We start from the raw sequence: 16,674 nt of genomic DNA on the forward strand, positions 1-16,674 counted from the left end.
AGAATGTCGCGAGGACCAGTTGGTGAGCGAACGCGTTGCGTCCGGCGGCGCAACCCGACCGGCGTGGCCAGCTCCGTAAATGTTGGGTTCGCCACCTCGTCGGCCGCATTCGGTTCGAGCGATTGACGAGATCGGATCCCAAGGCCGCAACACGGGGTTGCATTCGTACGTCAAGTCCTCGGCAAGAATGTGGCCCTCTTCGGCCTTTTGGGATTGGCACGCCGGAGGTGCTCCTTGCCACCGTTTCACCCTTGGCTCCCAGAAACAATCGGTGCCAAATGCTGTGAACGCATGCGTCGCCGCGGGGAACCGCTCGTCAGCGTCCGAGGACTTGAAAACCTTCCCATGCTTTCCGGCGGTCGGCGTGGGGGTCGTTGTCCACTCGCGAAGCGCGATCGAAGACGAGGACCGGACGGGCGTCGCTGGTGTAGCGCGGCCAGCCGTCTCCTGGAACTCCGGTGCGTGCGAAAGCATCCCAGCGCCCTTGCATGTCGTCGCTCACGCGTAGGGCCGAGCGGCGATCGGCTCCGGCGCTGAGTAGCCGACCGAGCGGCGTGCGGTAGGCGTCGAACACCGCAAGAAGCTCCGTCGCATGGGTGGCACCCAGCCCGGCCCATTGCAGAGTTCGCGGGGCGAAGTCATAGCGGTACAGATATGTGGGGGCGTGCCGACTGTGGGAATCCGCGAGCTGCCACAGTGTCGATCCGAATGTGAAGTCGGCCCCCAGTCGGATACAGGCATCGGGGGCCGGATATTCGGGATAGGCAGCAGTAATTCGCTCGCGACAGGTGGGTTCCGCTCCCGCTAGTAACGCTTCGATCTTGGCTTCGTTCGTCGGGAGGAGTTTGAGGAAGCGAGTGAACAACCGGCCCTCGTCGGCGTTCGTACCGACGATCAGCGGCACACGGTACGCCTTGCCGTCGCGCATCGCTTGAATGGGCTCGGACGGTAGATAGTCGGTTCCGAATGTGCATCCCACCGGGTAACCGCCAGCAAGGTCCGATGCACTCGTGGTGAGCAAGCGATCGAATGCATTCACCAGTTGAGCCGGACGCGCCGCCAACAGGAGGCGGGCGGGCTCCCGCTCGTCGGCGCAGAGAATGGATGCGAACTTGGCGGCGAACTCCGCGGCCAGCTCCTGGGAGCGGGATAGCGCGCCGGCCGGACTTTGTGAGATAGCCTGTGCGAAAAGCCCTTTAGCCGCTGGCACGGCCAGCAAAGTGGTAACGGCGTGCGCGCCCGCGCTCTCTCCGAAGATCGTCACGTTATCGGGATCGCCGCCGAATGCCGCGATGTTCTCGCGTACCCACCTGAGCGCCGACACGAGGTCACGCAAGTAGAGGTTGTCGTCAATATGGATGTCTGCGGTGGACAGCGACGACAGGTCGACAGCCCCTAGCGCGCCGAGGCGGTAGTTTGTCGATACGTACACGCAACCGCTGCGGGCAAGCGACGCGCCATCATAGATCGGTGTCGCGGAACTGCCCAGGAAGTACGCCCCGCCGTGAATGAAGAACATCACGGGCAGAGGTCGGTCCGAGCCGCCGTCGGGTGCAACGACATTGAGGGTGAGGCAGTCCTCGCTCATGGGCTGGAACTTGCCCGGACCGACGATGGTGTATCGGCGGGGCTGTGGAGCGCAGTAGCGGAATCGGTGGCAGGGTCGGACGCCGTCCCACGCTTCGACCGGCTGGGGAGCCTTGAACCGCAGCGCGCCGACTGGTGGCTTGGCGTAGGGAATGGAACGCCAGCGATTGACGCCGTCCCGCGTGAATCCTTCGATGGCGCCCGAGGTGAGTTCGGTGCGGACTGTCTTCGCTGGCATGTATCGACAATAGCGAATGACTATTCACACCAGCGCCCGGCTCTGCCGTTCAGTCGCCGTGTCGGGCACGGTTTGGCCTGCTACTGATGACTCACTCGACTTCGGTCAGCGGCCTCCACGGCCGTTCGGTGACGTCGTGGCTGATTCTTAAGCACCGGTTACATCTTTTCAGAAGAAGAAGCTACCCATGACCGGCTATCTCCGGGCGTGCGGGGACATCCTCAGCGTTGTGAGCGTCGGTACTCGCTCGGAGAGCGGCCGGTCCATCGCTTGAAGGCGTGTGAGAAGTTAGCAAGATCGCCGTATCCGAGCTCGGTCGCGATCTGGCTTGCCGACATTGATCGGGTGATTAACAGCATCATCGCGCTCTCCCGCAGACACGACTGGCGCAACTCGCGAAAGGTGGTGCCCTCTTCGGCGAGCCGGCGTTTGAGTGTGCTGGTGGATACCGAGAGTTCGTCTGCGACCCGCTGGCAACTTCGCTGTCCGGGATCCTCGTCCAACAACCGTCTCACCTTCTTGGAGAAGGACGTGGCTCCGCTCTGCTCGTCGAGGGTCCGCCTCAGCTCGGCGACGGCGAGTCGATACGCAAGGGGATCGGAGAACCGGCACACTTCATTGAGCGCGTTGACGGGAACATGAAGGTAGGACATCGGTGCGTCAAAGAACAGGCGCCCGGCTAGTACCATCTCTGCCGCGAGTTTGTTCAGGGAGACCGGCGCTGACCAACTCAAGTGGAGCGTGACGGTCAGCGCGTCACTGACGAGCATGTCCAGCAGTCGTAACAACGCCAAGCCGGTATATGTGACTGCTAAGCAGTCCAGGGCCCGATCGCCTGTGTGCCCCCAGAGCCCGACGGTGAGACCTTGGTCGTTTGGACGGAATTGTGCATTGATCGCCGTGGTGATCAACGGTAGATAGGTGAGCAGCTCGACGATCTCGGCTACCGAGCCTGCGCTGACCAGCGGGACGCTCAACGGGCCGAAAGATGTCAACTGTGCCTGTCCTGCAAACGAGAAGCCGAGCAGGGTTGCCCGGTCGACGTCTAGATCGGGGTACAGATCGCGAAACCACCGCAGTGGCGCCTGGACATCGTGCTGCATCAGCGTCGCCTCGTCGGTTCCCTCGCGCGCCATGATGGTGCGAAGCCGCGCGACGGCGTCCGGGTCGAGTGCCTGGCTCTCCAGCATTTGCACGAACGCGACCGGAGGCACACCGGCGTTGCTGAACTTCACCGATCGTGCCCCCTGAGCCCAATCCACAAGTTCCTGATCCGCGCAAACATAGCGGAAGCGCTCGGATTGGACAATCCTGTTAACAAGTATTCACATTCAGGGCAACTTAAGAGGAGTCGGTAATGGCCGTTGTCACTTTTGTCTCCCACGACGGCGACAAGCACCAGGTGCCTCTCGATGAAGGCCAGTCACTGATGCAGGTCGCGACCAACAATGCGGTACCCGGCATCGACGGCGACTGCGGAGGCGAAGCCGCGTGCGGCACCTGCCATGTGATCGTCGATCCGCAATGGACCGACAAGGTCGGCCTCTCCGGCCCCGCTGAAGAAGAGATGCTCGCGATGAACCCGGAGCGTCACCCGACCTCCCGGCTGTCCTGTCAGATGCCGGTCTCCGAGGAGTGGGACGGCTTGATCGTCCAACTGCCCGAGTTCCAGATGTAATGACGAGCGAAAAGGAATAAGACGTAATGAAGGTTTCTGAAGCAATCACCGAGAAAGTTCAGGCGACCATCCCGATCGACCTGCAGATTCAAGGTGCACACCTGTATGACAAGACCCGGCGTTTGGTGACCGGAACGAACGGCAAGAAGATCTTCGTCGAGAGCCCCCTCCCGCCGGTCGAGGACGTCGAACTCGCCGACATCGACCTCAGCAACCCTTTCCTCTATCGTCAGGGGCTCTGGCAGTCGTACTACGAGCGCCTGCGCAACGAAGCTCCGGTCCACTACCAGCCCAACAGTCCGTTCGGTCCGTTCTGGTCGGTCACGCGGCATGCCGACATCGTGACCGTCGAGAAGAACCATGAGGTCTTCTCCTCCGAGCCGTTCATCGTCATCGGGTCCCCCCCTCGTTTCCTGGATGTCGCGATGTTCATCGCGATGGATCCGCCACGCCACGACAGGCAGCGGGCCGCCGTCCAAGGGGTGGTCGCGCCCAAGAACCTGCGTGAGATGGAGGGGCTGATCCGCTCGCGCGTCCAGGAGGTGCTGGACGATCTGCCCCTGGATCAGCCGTTCGACTGGGTGCAGAATGTCTCGATCGAGCTGACCGCTCGGATGCTTGCGACCCTCCTGGACTTCCCGTACGAGCAGCGTCGCAAGCTCGTCGAGTGGTCAGATCTGGCAACCTCGATGGAGCAGGCCAATGGCGGTCCCTCGGACCTTGACGAGACGTTCGCAGGCATGCGCGATATGGCGCGGGGTCTCAGCGAGCACTGGCACGACAAGGCGGCCCGGACCGCTGCCGGGGAGGAACCCGGCTTCGATCTGATCACCATGTTGCAGAGCAACGAGAGCACCAAGGATCTGATCAAACGACCGATGGAGTTCTTGGGCAACCTCGTGCTGCTGATCGTCGGAGGCAACGACACCACCCGGAACTCGATGAGCGGCGGTGTTCTCGCGTTGAACCGGTACCCGGACCAGTTCGAGAAGCTGAAGGCCAACCCCGACCTGATCCCCAACATGAACTCGGAGATCATTCGGTGGCAGACGCCGCTGGCCTATATGCGCCGGATCGCCACGGCCGACACCATGCTCAACGGGCAGTTCATTCGCAAGGGCGACAAGGTGGTGATGTGGTACGCCTCGGGCAACCGCGACGAGCGCGTATTCGATCAGCCCGACGACTTCATCATCGACCGGGCCAACGCCCGCAACCACATCTCCTTCGGCTTCGGTGTCCACCGTTGCATGGGCAACCGGCTGGCCGAGCTGCAGCTGCGGATTCTCTGGGAGGAGCTGCTTCCTCGCTTCGAGAACATCGAGGTCGTCGGCGAACCCGAGTACGTGCAGTCCAACTTCGTGAGGGGTATCAGCAAGCTGATGGTCCGCCTCACCCCGAAATCCGACGCATGACATTGGAGCGGGCGCTCATCGTCGGGGCCAGCCATGCCGGGGCCCAACTCTCGGCCAGTCTGCGCCAGGAAGGGTGGACCGGTGAGATCGTCCTCGTCGGCGACGAGTCGGCGCTGCCCTACCAACGCCCTCCGCTGTCGAAGGCATACCTGGCCGGCAAGTGCACCCTCGAGGAGCTCGCGATCCGCAGCGCCGAGTTCTACACCAAGCAGCGAATCCAACTCCTGGATGCGACGGTGGAGGCGGTCGACCGTGCGGCGGGCCACCTCTCGCTGAGCACCGGCGAGTCGCTGCCCTACGACAGGCTCGCGCTGTGCACGGGCGCCCGCCCTCGTCGGCTCCCCACCCCGGGAGCCGACCTGGCCGGAGTCTTCTACCTACGCACCGCGGCGGACGTCGAGAAGATCCGAGACGCCACCAGACCGGGGCGTCGAGCCGTGATCGTCGGCGGCGGCTACATCGGACTGGAGACGGCCGCCTCGTTGCGTGCGTTGGGCCTGGAGGTCACCGTGCTCGAGGCGACCGAGCGTGTCCTCGAACGGGTCACCGCCCCGGAGGTATCGGCGTTCTTCGACCGGATCCACCGGGAGGAGGGCGTCAACATCCGGACGGGTGCGCTGGTCGAGGCTCTGTCCGGCGACGGCAGGGTCCGCGAAGTAGTCCTGGCCGGTGGTGAATCGATTCCCGCCGACCTCGTCATCGTCGGCATCGGCGTCGAGCCGAACACTGAGCTCGCCGCCGCCGCGGGCTTGGTCGTCGACAACGGCGTCGTGATCGACGACCAGGCCCGGACCAGCGACCCCGCGATCGTGGCCGCCGGGGACTGCGTCAGCCACGACATGGCCCGTTACGGGCGCCGCATACGCCTGGAGTCCGTGCCCAGCGCGGCCGAGCAGGCCAAAGTCGCCGCGGCGACCATCTGCGGGAAGTCCAAGACGATAGCGGCGCTGCCCTGGTTCTGGTCAGATCAATACGACCTCAAGCTCCAGATCGCCGGTCTTAACACCGGCTACGACGAGGTCGTCCTCAGCGGCGACCCGACCCGGGACCGCGACTTCACCTGCTTCTACCTGCGCGCCGGCGAGCTCATCGCCGCCGACTGCGTCAACCGCCCCCGCGACTTCATGTTCAGCAAGCGGGTCATCACGCAGCAGGTCCCCGTCGACCGGGCCGAACTGGTGCTCGCCGGCTCGGCCTGAGGCGAAGACCCCGCCGCTGCGCGGCCGCCCCGCCTCGTGCGGACCCCGGTCGTACGCCCGCGTTCTGGGCGGCGTCCGGCATGAGGACCGAGTGGGGTTTGCGAAGCGGTGTGACGGTTTACTATCCAGTGAGGGCATCGTGATGGAGTCGATGCTCGCGATATTTTAATGCTGACAACGAGATTGGTGGAGGTTGACGATGGCGGTTTTCAAGGATGAGGACGAGGTCTATACCTTTCTGGCTGGAATCTTTCGGCGGGGCCTGGAGAAGGAAGGGCTGGCCGATAAGCTCGTGAGTTCGGGTGTGGTGTTGCGGGTGCACTACACCGATCCGGACGCAGTGGTGACAGTGGACATGGCGAACAAGGTGGTGGAGACGGGTGCGGACAGCACCGCGGTGCCCAATGTCGAGCTGTTCATGTCGGCAGACACCGGGAACAAGTTCTGGTTGGGCAAGGTGAACCTGACGATGGCGATGGCCAGGGGAACGGTGCGCGCAAAGGGCCCGGCGGCGAAGCTGATCAAAATGATCCCGCAGGCCAAGAACCTGTTCCCGGAGTACCGGTTGCTGTTGCAGAACGAGAATCGGCAGGACCTCATCGATGCGTGAACGACGCTTCACCGCGGGCTGCAGGACGGGCGTGCGATGAAGAGCACCATGCAGGATGTTCCGTTGACGGTGGCCGGGATCGTGCGCCACGCCTCGACGATCCACGGCGATCGCGATGTGCTGACGGCGCGAGGGCCCGGACAGATCTCTCGGGTGTCCTACCGCGAGGTGGGGGAGCGCGCGGCACGGCTGGCGAATGCGTTGCGCGAGATCGGCATTCGTGGAGACGAGCGTGTCGCGACGCTGCAGTGGAGCAACCAGGAGCATCTGGATGCCTACGCGGCGGTGCCGTCGATGGGCGCGGTGCTGCACACGTTGAACCTGCGGCTGCCGCCGGACCAGCTGACGTGGATCGCCAATCACGCCGATGATCGGGTGATCATCGTCGACGGTACGGTGCTGGGCCTGTTGGCGACGGCGTTGCCGTCGATGACCTCGGTCCGCACGGTGCTGGTGACCGGCACGGGTGACCTCGCCGCGGTCCAGGGGTGCGGCAAGGACGTCCTTCGGTACGACGACGTGGTGGCCGACCAGCCGAGCACGTTCGACTGGCCCGACGTCGACGAGCAGTCGGCCGCCGCGATGTGCTACACCAGCGGTACCACCGGGCACCCGAAGGGCGTTGTCTACAGTCATCGTTCGACGTGGTTGCACTCTCAGGCGGCGTGCACCACGAATGCCTTGGGCATCGGTCCTGACGACACGGTGTTGGCGATCGTTCCGATGTTCCACGCCAACGCGTGGGGGCTCCCGTACGCGGCGATGATGGCGGGCGCGCAGCTTCTGCTGCCCGACCGTTTCCTGCAGGCGGCGCCCTTGGTGGAGATGATCGAGGCCGCGCGCCCGACGATGGCGGGCGCTGTGCCGACGATCTGGACCGACGTTCTGCACTATCTTCGCGACAATCCCGGCCACGACGTGAGTTCGCTGAAGATGGTGGCCTGCGGTGGTTCGGCGGTTCCGCGGTCGTTGATGACCGCCTATGACGAGCTGGGCGTCCGCATTGTGCAGGCCTGGGGGATGACCGAGACGTCCCCGCTGGCCGCGGTCGCATTGCCGCGGAACAGCGACACCCCGGAGAGGTCCCTTTACCTGCGCGGAACCCAGGGCCGAGTGGTGGCCGGTGTGCAAGCCCGCATCGTCGACGACGCCGGCGCCGAGCAGCCCTGGGACGGAAAGTCGGTGGGGGAGATTCAGATCCGCGGCCCGTGGATCACCGGGTCGTATTACGAGCATGACACTTCGGCGGTGTCGCCGGACGGGTGGTTGCGCACCGGAGACGTCGGGACGATCAGCCCGGATGCGTTCATCACGCTGACCGACCGTTCCAAGGACGTCATCAAGTCCGGGGGCGAATGGATCTCCTCGGTGGAGCTGGAGAACGATTTGGCCGCTCACCCTGCGGTGCGCACCGCCACCGTGATCGGGGTTCCCGATGACAAGTGGCAGGAACGACCGCTGGCGGTGGTCGTCCTGGCTGCCGACCGCACCGCCACCGCCGCGGAATTGACCGAGTTCCTCCGTCCGCGGGTGGCCAAGTGGTGGCTACCGGAACGGTGGGCGTTCGTCACCGACATTCCGCTGACCTCGACCGGCAAGTTCGACAAGAAGAAGCTGCGCCGCCAGTACGCCGACGGTGATCTCACCGTCGAGACACTGGCGTGAATCATCAATCCACTGCGACCGAAACATCGATGTTAAGGAGACACATATGAAGACACGCGCTGCAGTGCTCTGGGGCCTGGGAGAGAAGTGGGAGGTCGAGGAGGTCGAGTTGGATCCGCCCGGCCCCGATGAGGTGCTGGTCCGGTTGACCGCGACCGGGTTGTGCCATTCAGATGAGCACCTCGTGACCGGTGACCTGCCCATTCCGCTGCCCGTCGTCGGTGGCCACGAGGGTGCCGGCACCGTGGTCGAAGTGGGTGCGGGTGTCGAGAACGTCGCCGAGGGCGATTCGGTGATCCTGACGTTCCTGCCGTCGTGTGGGCACTGTTCCTATTGCGCGCGGGGGATGGGCAACATGTGCGACTTGGGTGCGGCGCTCATGATGGGACCCCAGATCGACGGGACGTACCGTTTCCATGCCCGCGGTGAGGACGTCGGCCAGATGTGCCTGCTGGGCACGTTCTCGGAATACACCGTGGTCCCCAAGGCGTCTCTGGTCAAAATCGACCAGGGGACACCGCTGGACAAGGCGGCGTTGATCGGGTGTGGTGTGACGACCGGGTACGGGTCGGCGGTGCGCACCGGTGAGGTGCGTGCCGGGGACACCGTGGTGGTGATCGGAGCCGGTGGCATCGGTATGAATGCGATTCAGGGTGCCCGCATCGCGGGCGCGTTGAACATCGTGGCTGTCGATCCGGTGGCGTTCAAGCGTGAACAAGCCGGTGGTTTCGGTGCGACGCATGCCGTTGGCACGGTCGACGAGGCCTGGTCACTGATCAGTGACATCACCCGCGGCAAACTCGCCGATGTCTGCGTGTTGACCACCGATGTCGCCGAAGGGTCCTACATCGGTGAGGCGCTGTCCTTGGTCGGTAAACGCGGTCGTGTGGTCGTTACCGCGATCGGGCACCCCGAAGACACATCGATGTCGGGTTCACTGCTGGAATTAACGCTGTATGAAAAGCAGATCCGCGGCGCCCTCTACGGCTCGTCCAACGCCGCCCACGACATCCCGCGGCTCGTCGAACTCTACAACTCCGGACACCTCAAACTCGACGAGCTGATCACCCGTGAGTACACCCTCGATCAGATCAACGAGGGCTACGACGACATGCGGTCAGGCCGCAACATCCGAGGACTCATCCGATTCTGACAGAGCACCCAAAGCAGGGAAGCGCAAAACGGCACCAAGCGAGCTCAGTACAACGATGGCGATGCTGCGGGTCAGGGGCTCTCACCGTTGACGCTTCGATGCGGGATAGCGATCGAAAGCAATGTTTCCCATAGTCATAGGCGCTCGAGCTGCGCGGGTGAGATTGGCTGCGGTCGAACAGTTCTGGCACCTACCGCCAGCCGGGACGCCTTGATGGTATGTAGCTTTCGATGAGTGTTAACAGTGCTATTGGATAAGAGAGGAAGCGGCGATGGCGAGGATTGAAATTCCCTATCTCCATAGGAGAGGAGGGCACTGTGGTTCCGGTGCGCTGCGTGACCTTACTGAATGGGCACAACTAGGATGGGGGACAGAAACACTCAGTGAAGGATTGGTCTTCACCCTCGGCGGAGCCTTGGACTTCTCGTACGTCCGCTCTACGCAATTGTTTCCCCAGATCTACCTGGTAGGACGAGGAAGCGACCTGGAAAAAGACTACCTCTCCCGAGTTGGTGCAAACTGCGTCGTGCGATCGACCGATGACGCAGACGTGGGATGGTCATTTGTTACCGACGAAGTCGACAAGGGCCGACCCGTCATGGTCTGGGCTGACATCGGCGAACTTCCTTACCTGCGCGTCCGATTGCACATGAGCCGTCACGACATCGTCATCACCGGATATGATGACGAACAAGGGGTTGCCTATGTGGTCGATAATGACCGCGAGACCACCCAAACGGTGGCTTATGATGACCTGCGCCGGGCGCGGTCCTCGGTAGGGTTCCCTACACCGACCCGGCACACCACATATCACGTCGACTGGCCGGAGCGAGTGCCCGACCTTGGGCCGATTGCCGCCACTGCATTAGCCGCGAGCGCAGCTTTCATGCGCGGCGGTGCCGTAGGTGCGCCGCTACTGCGCATCGAGGCAGCTGAAGTCGAGGCTTCCGGTTTGAAGGGTGTGCAGGAGTTCGCCGATGACGTACGGCATTGGCCAACGGTGTTTGATGACGACGCCCTGACCGCGGCATTGTTCGGGCTCGGGGCGTTCATCGAGAAAGCCGGAACCGGTGGCGGGCTCTTTCGTATGCTGCAAGCACAAGGTTGCCAGAATATCGCCGATCTCCTCGGGGACGCCGCCGCAGCCGAAGCGGCGGCCGCGGCCCGACACGCTTCCCAAGCGTGGTCTGAGCTTGCGGCCGCAGCCACCGATGCCGGCACATCGCTACGGAGTCGTAGTCTCGCTGCGGCCAAAATCGCCGCGACGATCCCGGACTCCGAAACACGCCTCGTCGAAGCCCTCGAAACGGCCAGTCGATCCGTTGGCACTGTCGATACCGGCCTCGAGGCTTATCTGAAAGGCTATCTGTGAGCGACACTTCAAACGAATCGAGTTTCCTGGAGACAACTGGGTTCCTCGATTGGCAGCACGACGATGTACAGCGCTTCACCGAGGACGCGGTCGGTGACGTTCGTGACCCTGTGCAGAAGGCGAGGTTGATCTTCACCGCTGTGCGGGACAGGATTTGGTACGATCCCTATAGCACCGACGACGATCCCGAGCATTATCGGGCGAGCTATGTAGCGACAGCGTCGAGGGCGTATTGCATACCGAAGGCGGTGCTGCTGACCGCGGCAGCTCGTGCGGCGGGCATTCCGGCCCGGCTCGGATTCGCGGACGTGCGCAACCATCTGCAGACCACCACATTGCGTGCCCGGATGGGAGGTACCGACGTGTTCGTCTACCACGGATATAGCGAATTACAACTCAACAACCGCTGGGTGAAGGCTACTCCGGCGTTCAATGCCGAGCTCTGCGCGCGATTCGGTGTACCTCCGATCGACTTCGACGGCCACACCGATGCGCTCCTCCATGCCTACGACGGTGGGGGAAGCCAACACATGGAGTACCTCAACGACCGCGGTTGGTACCACGATCTCCCCTTCACCGACATCGTTACAGAGTTGCATCACCGGTACGGCCCGCTCATGGCTGGTGCTGGAGCCCAGCGTGACGCCTTCTCCCAGGAGTTGTGAGGCGCTGCGGACTGTGTGCCAGTTCATTGTGACGCGATCTGGCCGGCTATGAATACACTGCAGTCCAAGGGATTACGGGCAGGACCAGATAGCCGACAGTGTCCTAATCGGAAGGTGTGTCGCAGCGATGATCTCGGCGGGCTAACGAGTCCTACATACATATCTACCGGCGATCAGCCCAGTCGACGCCGGCGCAATTCTTCAGTCGTGTGGTGAACCACGCGCTACGAGGGTCTATTTAGGAGGGTTTCGTCATCGAAGAGCAAGCGGAAGAAGATTCGGCCATCGCATGGTGGCATAGCTTTCAGGATCGTGCTGTCGCCGCCGACGGCGACTACCTTGATGCGCACCACCCGTGGTGCCTTGGTTGCGGCACAGACAATCCGCACGGTCATCGCCTGCGAGCGCGTCGGCATGGCGACGGGGTGGGTGCCAGGCATATCTTCGACGGCAGACATCGCGGCGCACCCGGTATCGCACATGGCGGCGCAGTCATGACCGTACTCGACGACATGGTGGGCATGTTGCTGTACGTCGTCGGTGAGATGGCCGTCACCCGCAGGTTCGATACCGAGTTCTACGCGCCGGTGTTGCTGGGGGTCCCCTACGAGGTCAGCGCGGAGCTGGTGTCCAAGACCGGCCGGAAACTCGAAGTCCGGACAGAATTGCGCGAGGAGACTACCGGTCAGCTAGTCGCGTCCGCCTCAGGGTTATTCGTCGTCGTCACGATGGCGCACTTCACTAGTTCCATACAGAAGGCGACTTCGACACCCTGCATTGTGCGGTCACCCAGGGAGGGAAGATGCTGAGCACCAGCCTTGGAGGTGGCGCACGGCTGGCCGCGCGCGTTCCACGTCTCTTACCCCGCTCGACGCAAACATCATCAACGCACTCATGTACCTGGTCGCCGAGGATCACCTCCACCAGACGGCGGCCACGGGTCAGCGCCGTCGTATTCGACGGCCCGCGCCCGCGCACAGGAGACCGGTCATGAGCACCTACGGCCTGTCGGTTCTCGGCGCGGATTTGAAGTCACTGGCCCAGACCGCACACGCCGCCGATGCGGCCGGGTTCGACGCCGTATGGGCCTCGGAGTTCTACTCCCGGTCGGGTTCGATCTCCATGGCCGCGATGGCCAACTGCACACAGAACTGCCGGATCGGTTCCTCCATTCTCTACGGCGTCGGCCGAAGCCCCCTGGTGCTGGCCACCGAGGCGCGTGATCTCGACGAACTCTCCAACGGACGGCTGGTGCTGGGCATCGGCAACGGCACCAAGCGGATGATGAGCGACTGGCACGGCGTGCCCGACACCTCCGCGCCCGCGCTGCGGATGGAAGAACTCGTGATGCTGCTGCGCCGGATATGGAACCTGCATGAAGGCCCGATCCATCACGAGGGTCGTTTTTACAGAATGAATCTCACGCCGACCGGCGACGTGGGACCCTCCAGCCGGCCGATCCCGATCGTCACCGCCGGTGTCCGGCCTCGGATGTGCGAGGCGGCCGGGCGGGTGGCCGACGGGCTGGCCGGACATCCCCTGTTCACCACCACCTACGTCGAGGAGATCGTCCGGCCCGCTATCGCCAGGGGTGCCGCGCACACCGGCCGCGACCCCAATGACGTGGAAATCATTTCCATGGTGATGTGCGCCATCCACGACGACGCCGAGGTCGCCAGGCGCGAACTGGCGCAGCAGATTGCGTTCTACTCCTCGGTCAAATCCTACGAGACGGTACTTGATGTGAACGGCTTCGCCAGCGAAGGCCGAACCATCCGGGAAGCATTCGCCCAGCGCGATTTCCCGGCGATGTTCGCCGCGGTGTCCGAGGAGATGATCGACACCATGGGCGTCGCGGGGACGGCACACGAGGTCCGTGAACAGCTGAGACGCTACGACGGCGTCCTCGACCACATCATGCTGTATTCACCATCGGTTGGCATCGCTCCCGAGCGCGTGCAGCAAAACCTCGACAGCATCATTCGGGAATGCTCGCCCGCCTCGATGTCGCCAGGGCAGTCCGGTCCACGTTCAATCTGATCCACGCATTGCCGCCGAAGTTGACCCGTCCCCGTCCGCGGTCGCATTTAGTGCGTCTGTCGCGCCGACCCCGCCGACGGTTGTGCGGCGTTGTTGAGGATGTTGGCGTCGTCGCTGTCGGGGAGGTCGTGGCGGACCACGCGTACCCGCCCCCGGGGTAGGCATGCCATGTAGCCGTGGCGCTTGCCGTACAACTCCCATGCCGTTTCCTCGGAATCGGGGTCGACGTCGATGCTGTGTCCACGCGAGAACCTCAGGTGTAGCCCTCCATCGTCGCCGGACCAGGCCTGAGTGCACACCGCGCCGGCGAGGTTCAACAACGGGCGTTCGTCAGTCGCGATCTTGAGTGGATCGATGCGTACCGCTTCTGCGGGATACGGGTCGACCGCAGGCAGTGTCAGCAGCAAGGGGCACGAGATGACAATCTCGTTGTAGTCGTCCAGGTCCAGGACCAGGCCGTCGCGCACGGAGACGCGTTGCACGACACAATTTTCGATCCATTGGGTATACATGGCACTCTCCTTCGCCGCGTCATCGAGCCTCGCCCTAAGGGTACTTTAGGTAGCGCTGCGATACTACTAGTAGCGTTATGCGGTTTCCGCGGGTCGTGCGCGGCTGGTCACCACGCGCCGAGTGGCCAGGTCGATGCGTTCGCGAGTATCGGCGGCCGACGCTCGGTGGCCACAAAAGGCCACGAGGTTGGCCAGCCACACGTCGGAGATGATCGCGGCGATGTGTAAATCGGCGGGAGTCGGTTCGCCGCCCCTGAGCGTGCGGGCCAGCAGGGTCTGAATTTCGGCGGCGGCGCAGTCTAGTTCTGCGGCTGCCCGGGTGTCTGCAACGGCGAACGCTCGTGTCATGGCTGATGTCAGCCAGGGATCGCGCTGCCAGCGGTCATGTAGGTGTGTGGTGAGACGTTCGAGCCGTTCCAATGGCGTGCCGTCACCGCTAGCCCAGTCGTCAGCCGAGTCGAGTCGGCGAAACTCGCGCGATAGCGCCGCCACCAACAAGTTGGTCTTCGCCGGGAAGTGGCGGTAGAGCGTGCCGACGGCGATACCGGCCCGCTCGGCAACCGACCGCATCTGAACCGCCTCATAGCCACCTGACGTGGCCACGAGCAGGGCCGCGTCCAGAATCGCTTCCCGGCGCTGGGCGGATGAACGCGAGGCGGGCGCTACAGCGGTCCGCGTCTGACCGCCAGCCGAATTTGCTTCCAGCGGTCGGGTTTTGCCATGGCTGCGAGAAAGAGCGTGCGTCATAATCGCCCGTCGTCGAGGCCGCCGTGACGTGAGAACTGCTCGAGAAGGCCGCCAAAAGCACTGACGTCGCCGTGCGCAGCGAAGTGATCCGTGCTGACTGCGACAAATACCGCAGTGGCGGTGAAGCGGTTGGCCCCATCGGAATCAGTGCCCGTCGCCATGACGTGCAGAGCCCGTCCTTCGCGGGACCGGATGTGGGCGGTGATCCTGTGGGGTTGATGCAGAGGTACCGGCCGCAGATACTCCACTGTCAGGCTGCGAGTCACCGCTGGTGTGCCGGCGATCCACAATGTGAATCCCAAGACGTCATCGCACGCCGCCGCAACTGCTCCGCCATGGGCCAGCCCAGGAGCCCCAATGTGGCGCTCGTCGAAAATCACGTCGGAGTACACCGCGTCGCCGCGGCGGTGCACCACCAACTGCAGTCCGTGGGGATTGTCGGGGCCGCAACCCATGCACGTTGTCGTGTGCGAAGGTAACCGCTTCGGCAGCGACGCGCTTTCCGGCACAATCACGCTCCAATACTATCGGTTTCGCTTCGATACCGTTAGTACCACACTGCTAGACTGCCAGGACAGCATCGCGTGAAATCGACCGCCGAGGTGAATGAGTGAGCGACAGTCAGCCAGCGCCGGTCCCTGACGATGACGTGGACCCGCGGCGAATCCGGTCTCGAAATCGACTGCTGGATGCAGCCGCGACCCTTCTGAGCACTGGCGGCGTGGAAGCCGTCACGATCGATGCCGTCACCAAAGCGTCCAAAGTGGCCAGAACCACGCTTTACCGCCATTTCCAAAGTTCGTCGCACCTGCTCGCAGCCACGTTCGAACGCTTGCTTCCCCAGGTGACGACTCCGGTACCGACCAGCGGCCCTCTGCGTGACCAGTTGATCGAATTGCTAAGCCGCCAAGCCGCTCTTTTCAACGACGCGCCACTGCATGTCACGACGCTGGCATGGCTGTCCCTTGGTCCCACCGGCCCGACGAACGAAGCCGATGATCGACACACATCCGGCGCGTTGCGGGCCCGAGTCGTCGAGCAGTACCGGCAACCGTTCGACGCCATACTCTCTAGCCCGACGGCGCAAGCCGAGTTGGAGAACTTCGACCGAGAACTGGCGCTGTGCCAACTGGTCGGCCCAGTGGCGTTTGCCCGGATGACCGGGATTCGCGGCATCACTCACGACGACTGCGAGAACCTCGTCGATGGCTTTCTCGCCGCCCATCGTAGGACCGACGACGACGCCAGCAATAAGACAAACGCCGCTACCCCCCAGACGTCGCAACCCCCGCGTCTATCTCTTTAGTCGCCACGAATCTCAAAGCACCCAGCCCGGCTGATCTGCGACCCGCTTTCTCGGTGCTCCAAGTCGTGTCGGCGGTGGCAGCAACGGACCGTTTGCCATCATCAACGGTCGGCGGGTGCGTACATTGCATGGGCATTCGGCTGACGACTAGGCCCGGCAAAAACGACCAAACCACTTCAGGCTTCTAACCGCCGGTGACCGCATCGGGAAGTAGTCGTCCCCGCCTCGACCACCTATCTTTCGGCGGGACCTCGCATGCACGGGTTGGTACTTCTTGGGAGTCTGGCTGTCTCGGCGCGCGGACGCGTAGACGCATTCCGTCCGTCGAAAAGGGACAGTTCGGGGTCCTTAGTGCAAGAGGTGTGTGGGAAATGGAGGAAGTGGCTGGCAGGGGGTGGCTTGGTGGCAAGGAGAAATTGTCAAGACCTGTGGATCGGGTGTTTCAGGCGACCTCCGTTCCGGCATGCTGATCGCCGTCTGAGGTCGG

Annotated in this window: 17 protein-coding genes; 11 read left to right on the forward strand and 6 right to left on the reverse strand. The window is 63.4% G+C overall.

Going from position 1 to position 16,674, the window contains the following annotated elements; translation table 11 throughout:
- Positions 1–316: 316 nt before the first annotated feature.
- A complete protein-coding gene (locus AWB94_RS23635; protein ID WP_043985041.1) occupies positions 317–1,825 on the reverse strand; it encodes a carboxylesterase/lipase family protein in 1,509 nt (502 codons plus the stop codon).
- A gap of 221 nt (positions 1,826–2,046) precedes the next feature.
- A complete protein-coding gene (locus tag AWB94_RS23640; RefSeq protein WP_165605269.1) occupies positions 2,047–3,060 on the reverse strand; it encodes a helix-turn-helix domain-containing protein in 1,014 nt (337 codons plus the stop codon).
- Positions 3,061–3,182: 122 nt separating this feature from the next.
- Here AWB94_RS23640 and AWB94_RS23645 point away from each other — a divergent pair, with 122 nt between their 5' ends.
- The 8 genes from AWB94_RS23645 to AWB94_RS23680 all read left to right on the forward strand — a co-directional run bounded on the left by AWB94_RS23645 (position 3,183) and on the right by AWB94_RS23680 (position 11,582).
- Positions 3,183–3,503: a 2Fe-2S iron-sulfur cluster-binding protein gene (locus AWB94_RS23645; protein WP_043985043.1), complete on the forward strand. Its 321-nt coding sequence runs from the start codon at positions 3,183–3,185 to the stop codon at positions 3,501–3,503.
- A 26-nt stretch (positions 3,504–3,529) separates the two neighbouring features.
- Positions 3,530–4,918 carry a cytochrome P450 gene (locus tag AWB94_RS23650; protein WP_062655120.1) on the forward strand — a complete coding sequence of 463 codons (1,389 nt, stop codon included), beginning with the start codon at positions 3,530–3,532 and terminating at the stop codon, positions 4,916–4,918.
- Positions 4,915–6,117, forward strand: a complete 1,203-nt coding sequence (locus AWB94_RS23655; protein WP_043985045.1) for an NAD(P)/FAD-dependent oxidoreductase — start codon at positions 4,915–4,917, stop codon at positions 6,115–6,117. Before AWB94_RS23650 ends, AWB94_RS23655 begins: the two co-directional genes overlap by 4 nt.
- Positions 6,118–6,316: 199 nt before the next feature.
- The gene (locus AWB94_RS23660; protein ID WP_043985046.1) at positions 6,317–6,727 is read left to right on the forward strand and encodes an SCP2 sterol-binding domain-containing protein; all 411 of its coding nucleotides are present in this window, start codon (positions 6,317–6,319) and stop codon (positions 6,725–6,727) included.
- 36 nt (positions 6,728–6,763) lie between these two features.
- Positions 6,764–8,392 (forward strand): fatty acid--CoA ligase, encoded by a 1,629-nt coding sequence (locus AWB94_RS23665; RefSeq protein ID WP_043985047.1) that lies wholly within the window; start codon positions 6,764–6,766, stop codon positions 8,390–8,392.
- 46 nt (positions 8,393–8,438) lie between these two features.
- Positions 8,439–9,545 carry an NDMA-dependent alcohol dehydrogenase gene (locus AWB94_RS23670; RefSeq protein ID WP_043985048.1) on the forward strand — a complete coding sequence of 369 codons (1,107 nt, stop codon included), beginning with the start codon at positions 8,439–8,441 and terminating at the stop codon, positions 9,543–9,545.
- A gap of 271 nt (positions 9,546–9,816) precedes the next feature.
- A complete protein-coding gene (locus AWB94_RS23675; protein WP_043985049.1) occupies positions 9,817–10,917 on the forward strand; it encodes a BtrH N-terminal domain-containing protein in 1,101 nt (366 codons plus the stop codon).
- Entirely contained in the window at positions 10,914–11,582 is a 669-nt protein-coding gene (locus AWB94_RS23680) for a transglutaminase-like domain-containing protein (protein WP_043985051.1), read from the forward strand. Before AWB94_RS23675 ends, AWB94_RS23680 begins: the two co-directional genes overlap by 4 nt.
- Before the next feature lie 224 nt (positions 11,583–11,806).
- On the opposite strand, the gene AWB94_RS35230 is transcribed toward AWB94_RS23680, so the two are convergent.
- Positions 11,807–12,040: a hypothetical protein gene (locus AWB94_RS35230; RefSeq protein WP_162291742.1), complete on the reverse strand. Its 234-nt coding sequence runs from the start codon at positions 12,038–12,040 to the stop codon at positions 11,807–11,809.
- Between AWB94_RS35230 and AWB94_RS23685 the strand changes: the two genes are divergently transcribed.
- Complete coding sequence (locus AWB94_RS23685) at positions 12,008–12,391, forward strand: PaaI family thioesterase (RefSeq protein ID WP_078281697.1); 384 nt, start codon at positions 12,008–12,010, stop codon at positions 12,389–12,391. The two genes, AWB94_RS35230 and AWB94_RS23685, sit on opposite strands and share 33 nt — an antisense overlap.
- Before the next feature lie 181 nt (positions 12,392–12,572).
- Complete coding sequence (locus AWB94_RS23690; protein ID WP_062655119.1) at positions 12,573–13,622, forward strand: LLM class flavin-dependent oxidoreductase; 1,050 nt, start codon at positions 12,573–12,575, stop codon at positions 13,620–13,622.
- Positions 13,623–13,669: 47 nt separating this feature from the next.
- Here the strand turns inward: AWB94_RS23690 and AWB94_RS23695 are convergent, their stop codons facing one another.
- The 3 genes from AWB94_RS23695 to AWB94_RS23705 form a co-directional block, all read right to left on the reverse strand.
- Positions 13,670–14,134, reverse strand: a complete 465-nt coding sequence (locus AWB94_RS23695) for a DUF6188 family protein (RefSeq protein WP_062655118.1) — start codon at positions 14,132–14,134, stop codon at positions 13,670–13,672.
- Positions 14,135–14,209: 75 nt separating this feature from the next.
- Positions 14,210–14,881 carry a TetR/AcrR family transcriptional regulator gene (locus tag AWB94_RS23700; protein ID WP_062655117.1) on the reverse strand — a complete coding sequence of 224 codons (672 nt, stop codon included), beginning with the start codon at positions 14,879–14,881 and terminating at the stop codon, positions 14,210–14,212.
- The gene (locus AWB94_RS23705; RefSeq protein ID WP_275991490.1) at positions 14,878–15,336 is read right to left on the reverse strand and encodes a PaaI family thioesterase; all 459 of its coding nucleotides are present in this window, start codon (positions 15,334–15,336) and stop codon (positions 14,878–14,880) included. Before AWB94_RS23705 ends, AWB94_RS23700 begins: the two co-directional genes overlap by 4 nt.
- Positions 15,337–15,491: 155 nt before the next feature.
- Here AWB94_RS23705 and AWB94_RS23710 point away from each other — a divergent pair, with 155 nt between their 5' ends.
- A complete protein-coding gene (locus AWB94_RS23710; RefSeq protein ID WP_062655116.1) occupies positions 15,492–16,187 on the forward strand; it encodes a TetR/AcrR family transcriptional regulator in 696 nt (231 codons plus the stop codon).
- Positions 16,188–16,674: the final 487 nt, after the last annotated feature.

This window comes from Mycolicibacterium canariasense (assembly GCF_002101555.1).
In the GTDB taxonomy this organism is placed as follows: Bacteria; Actinomycetota; Actinomycetes; order Mycobacteriales; family Mycobacteriaceae; genus Mycobacterium; species Mycobacterium canariasense.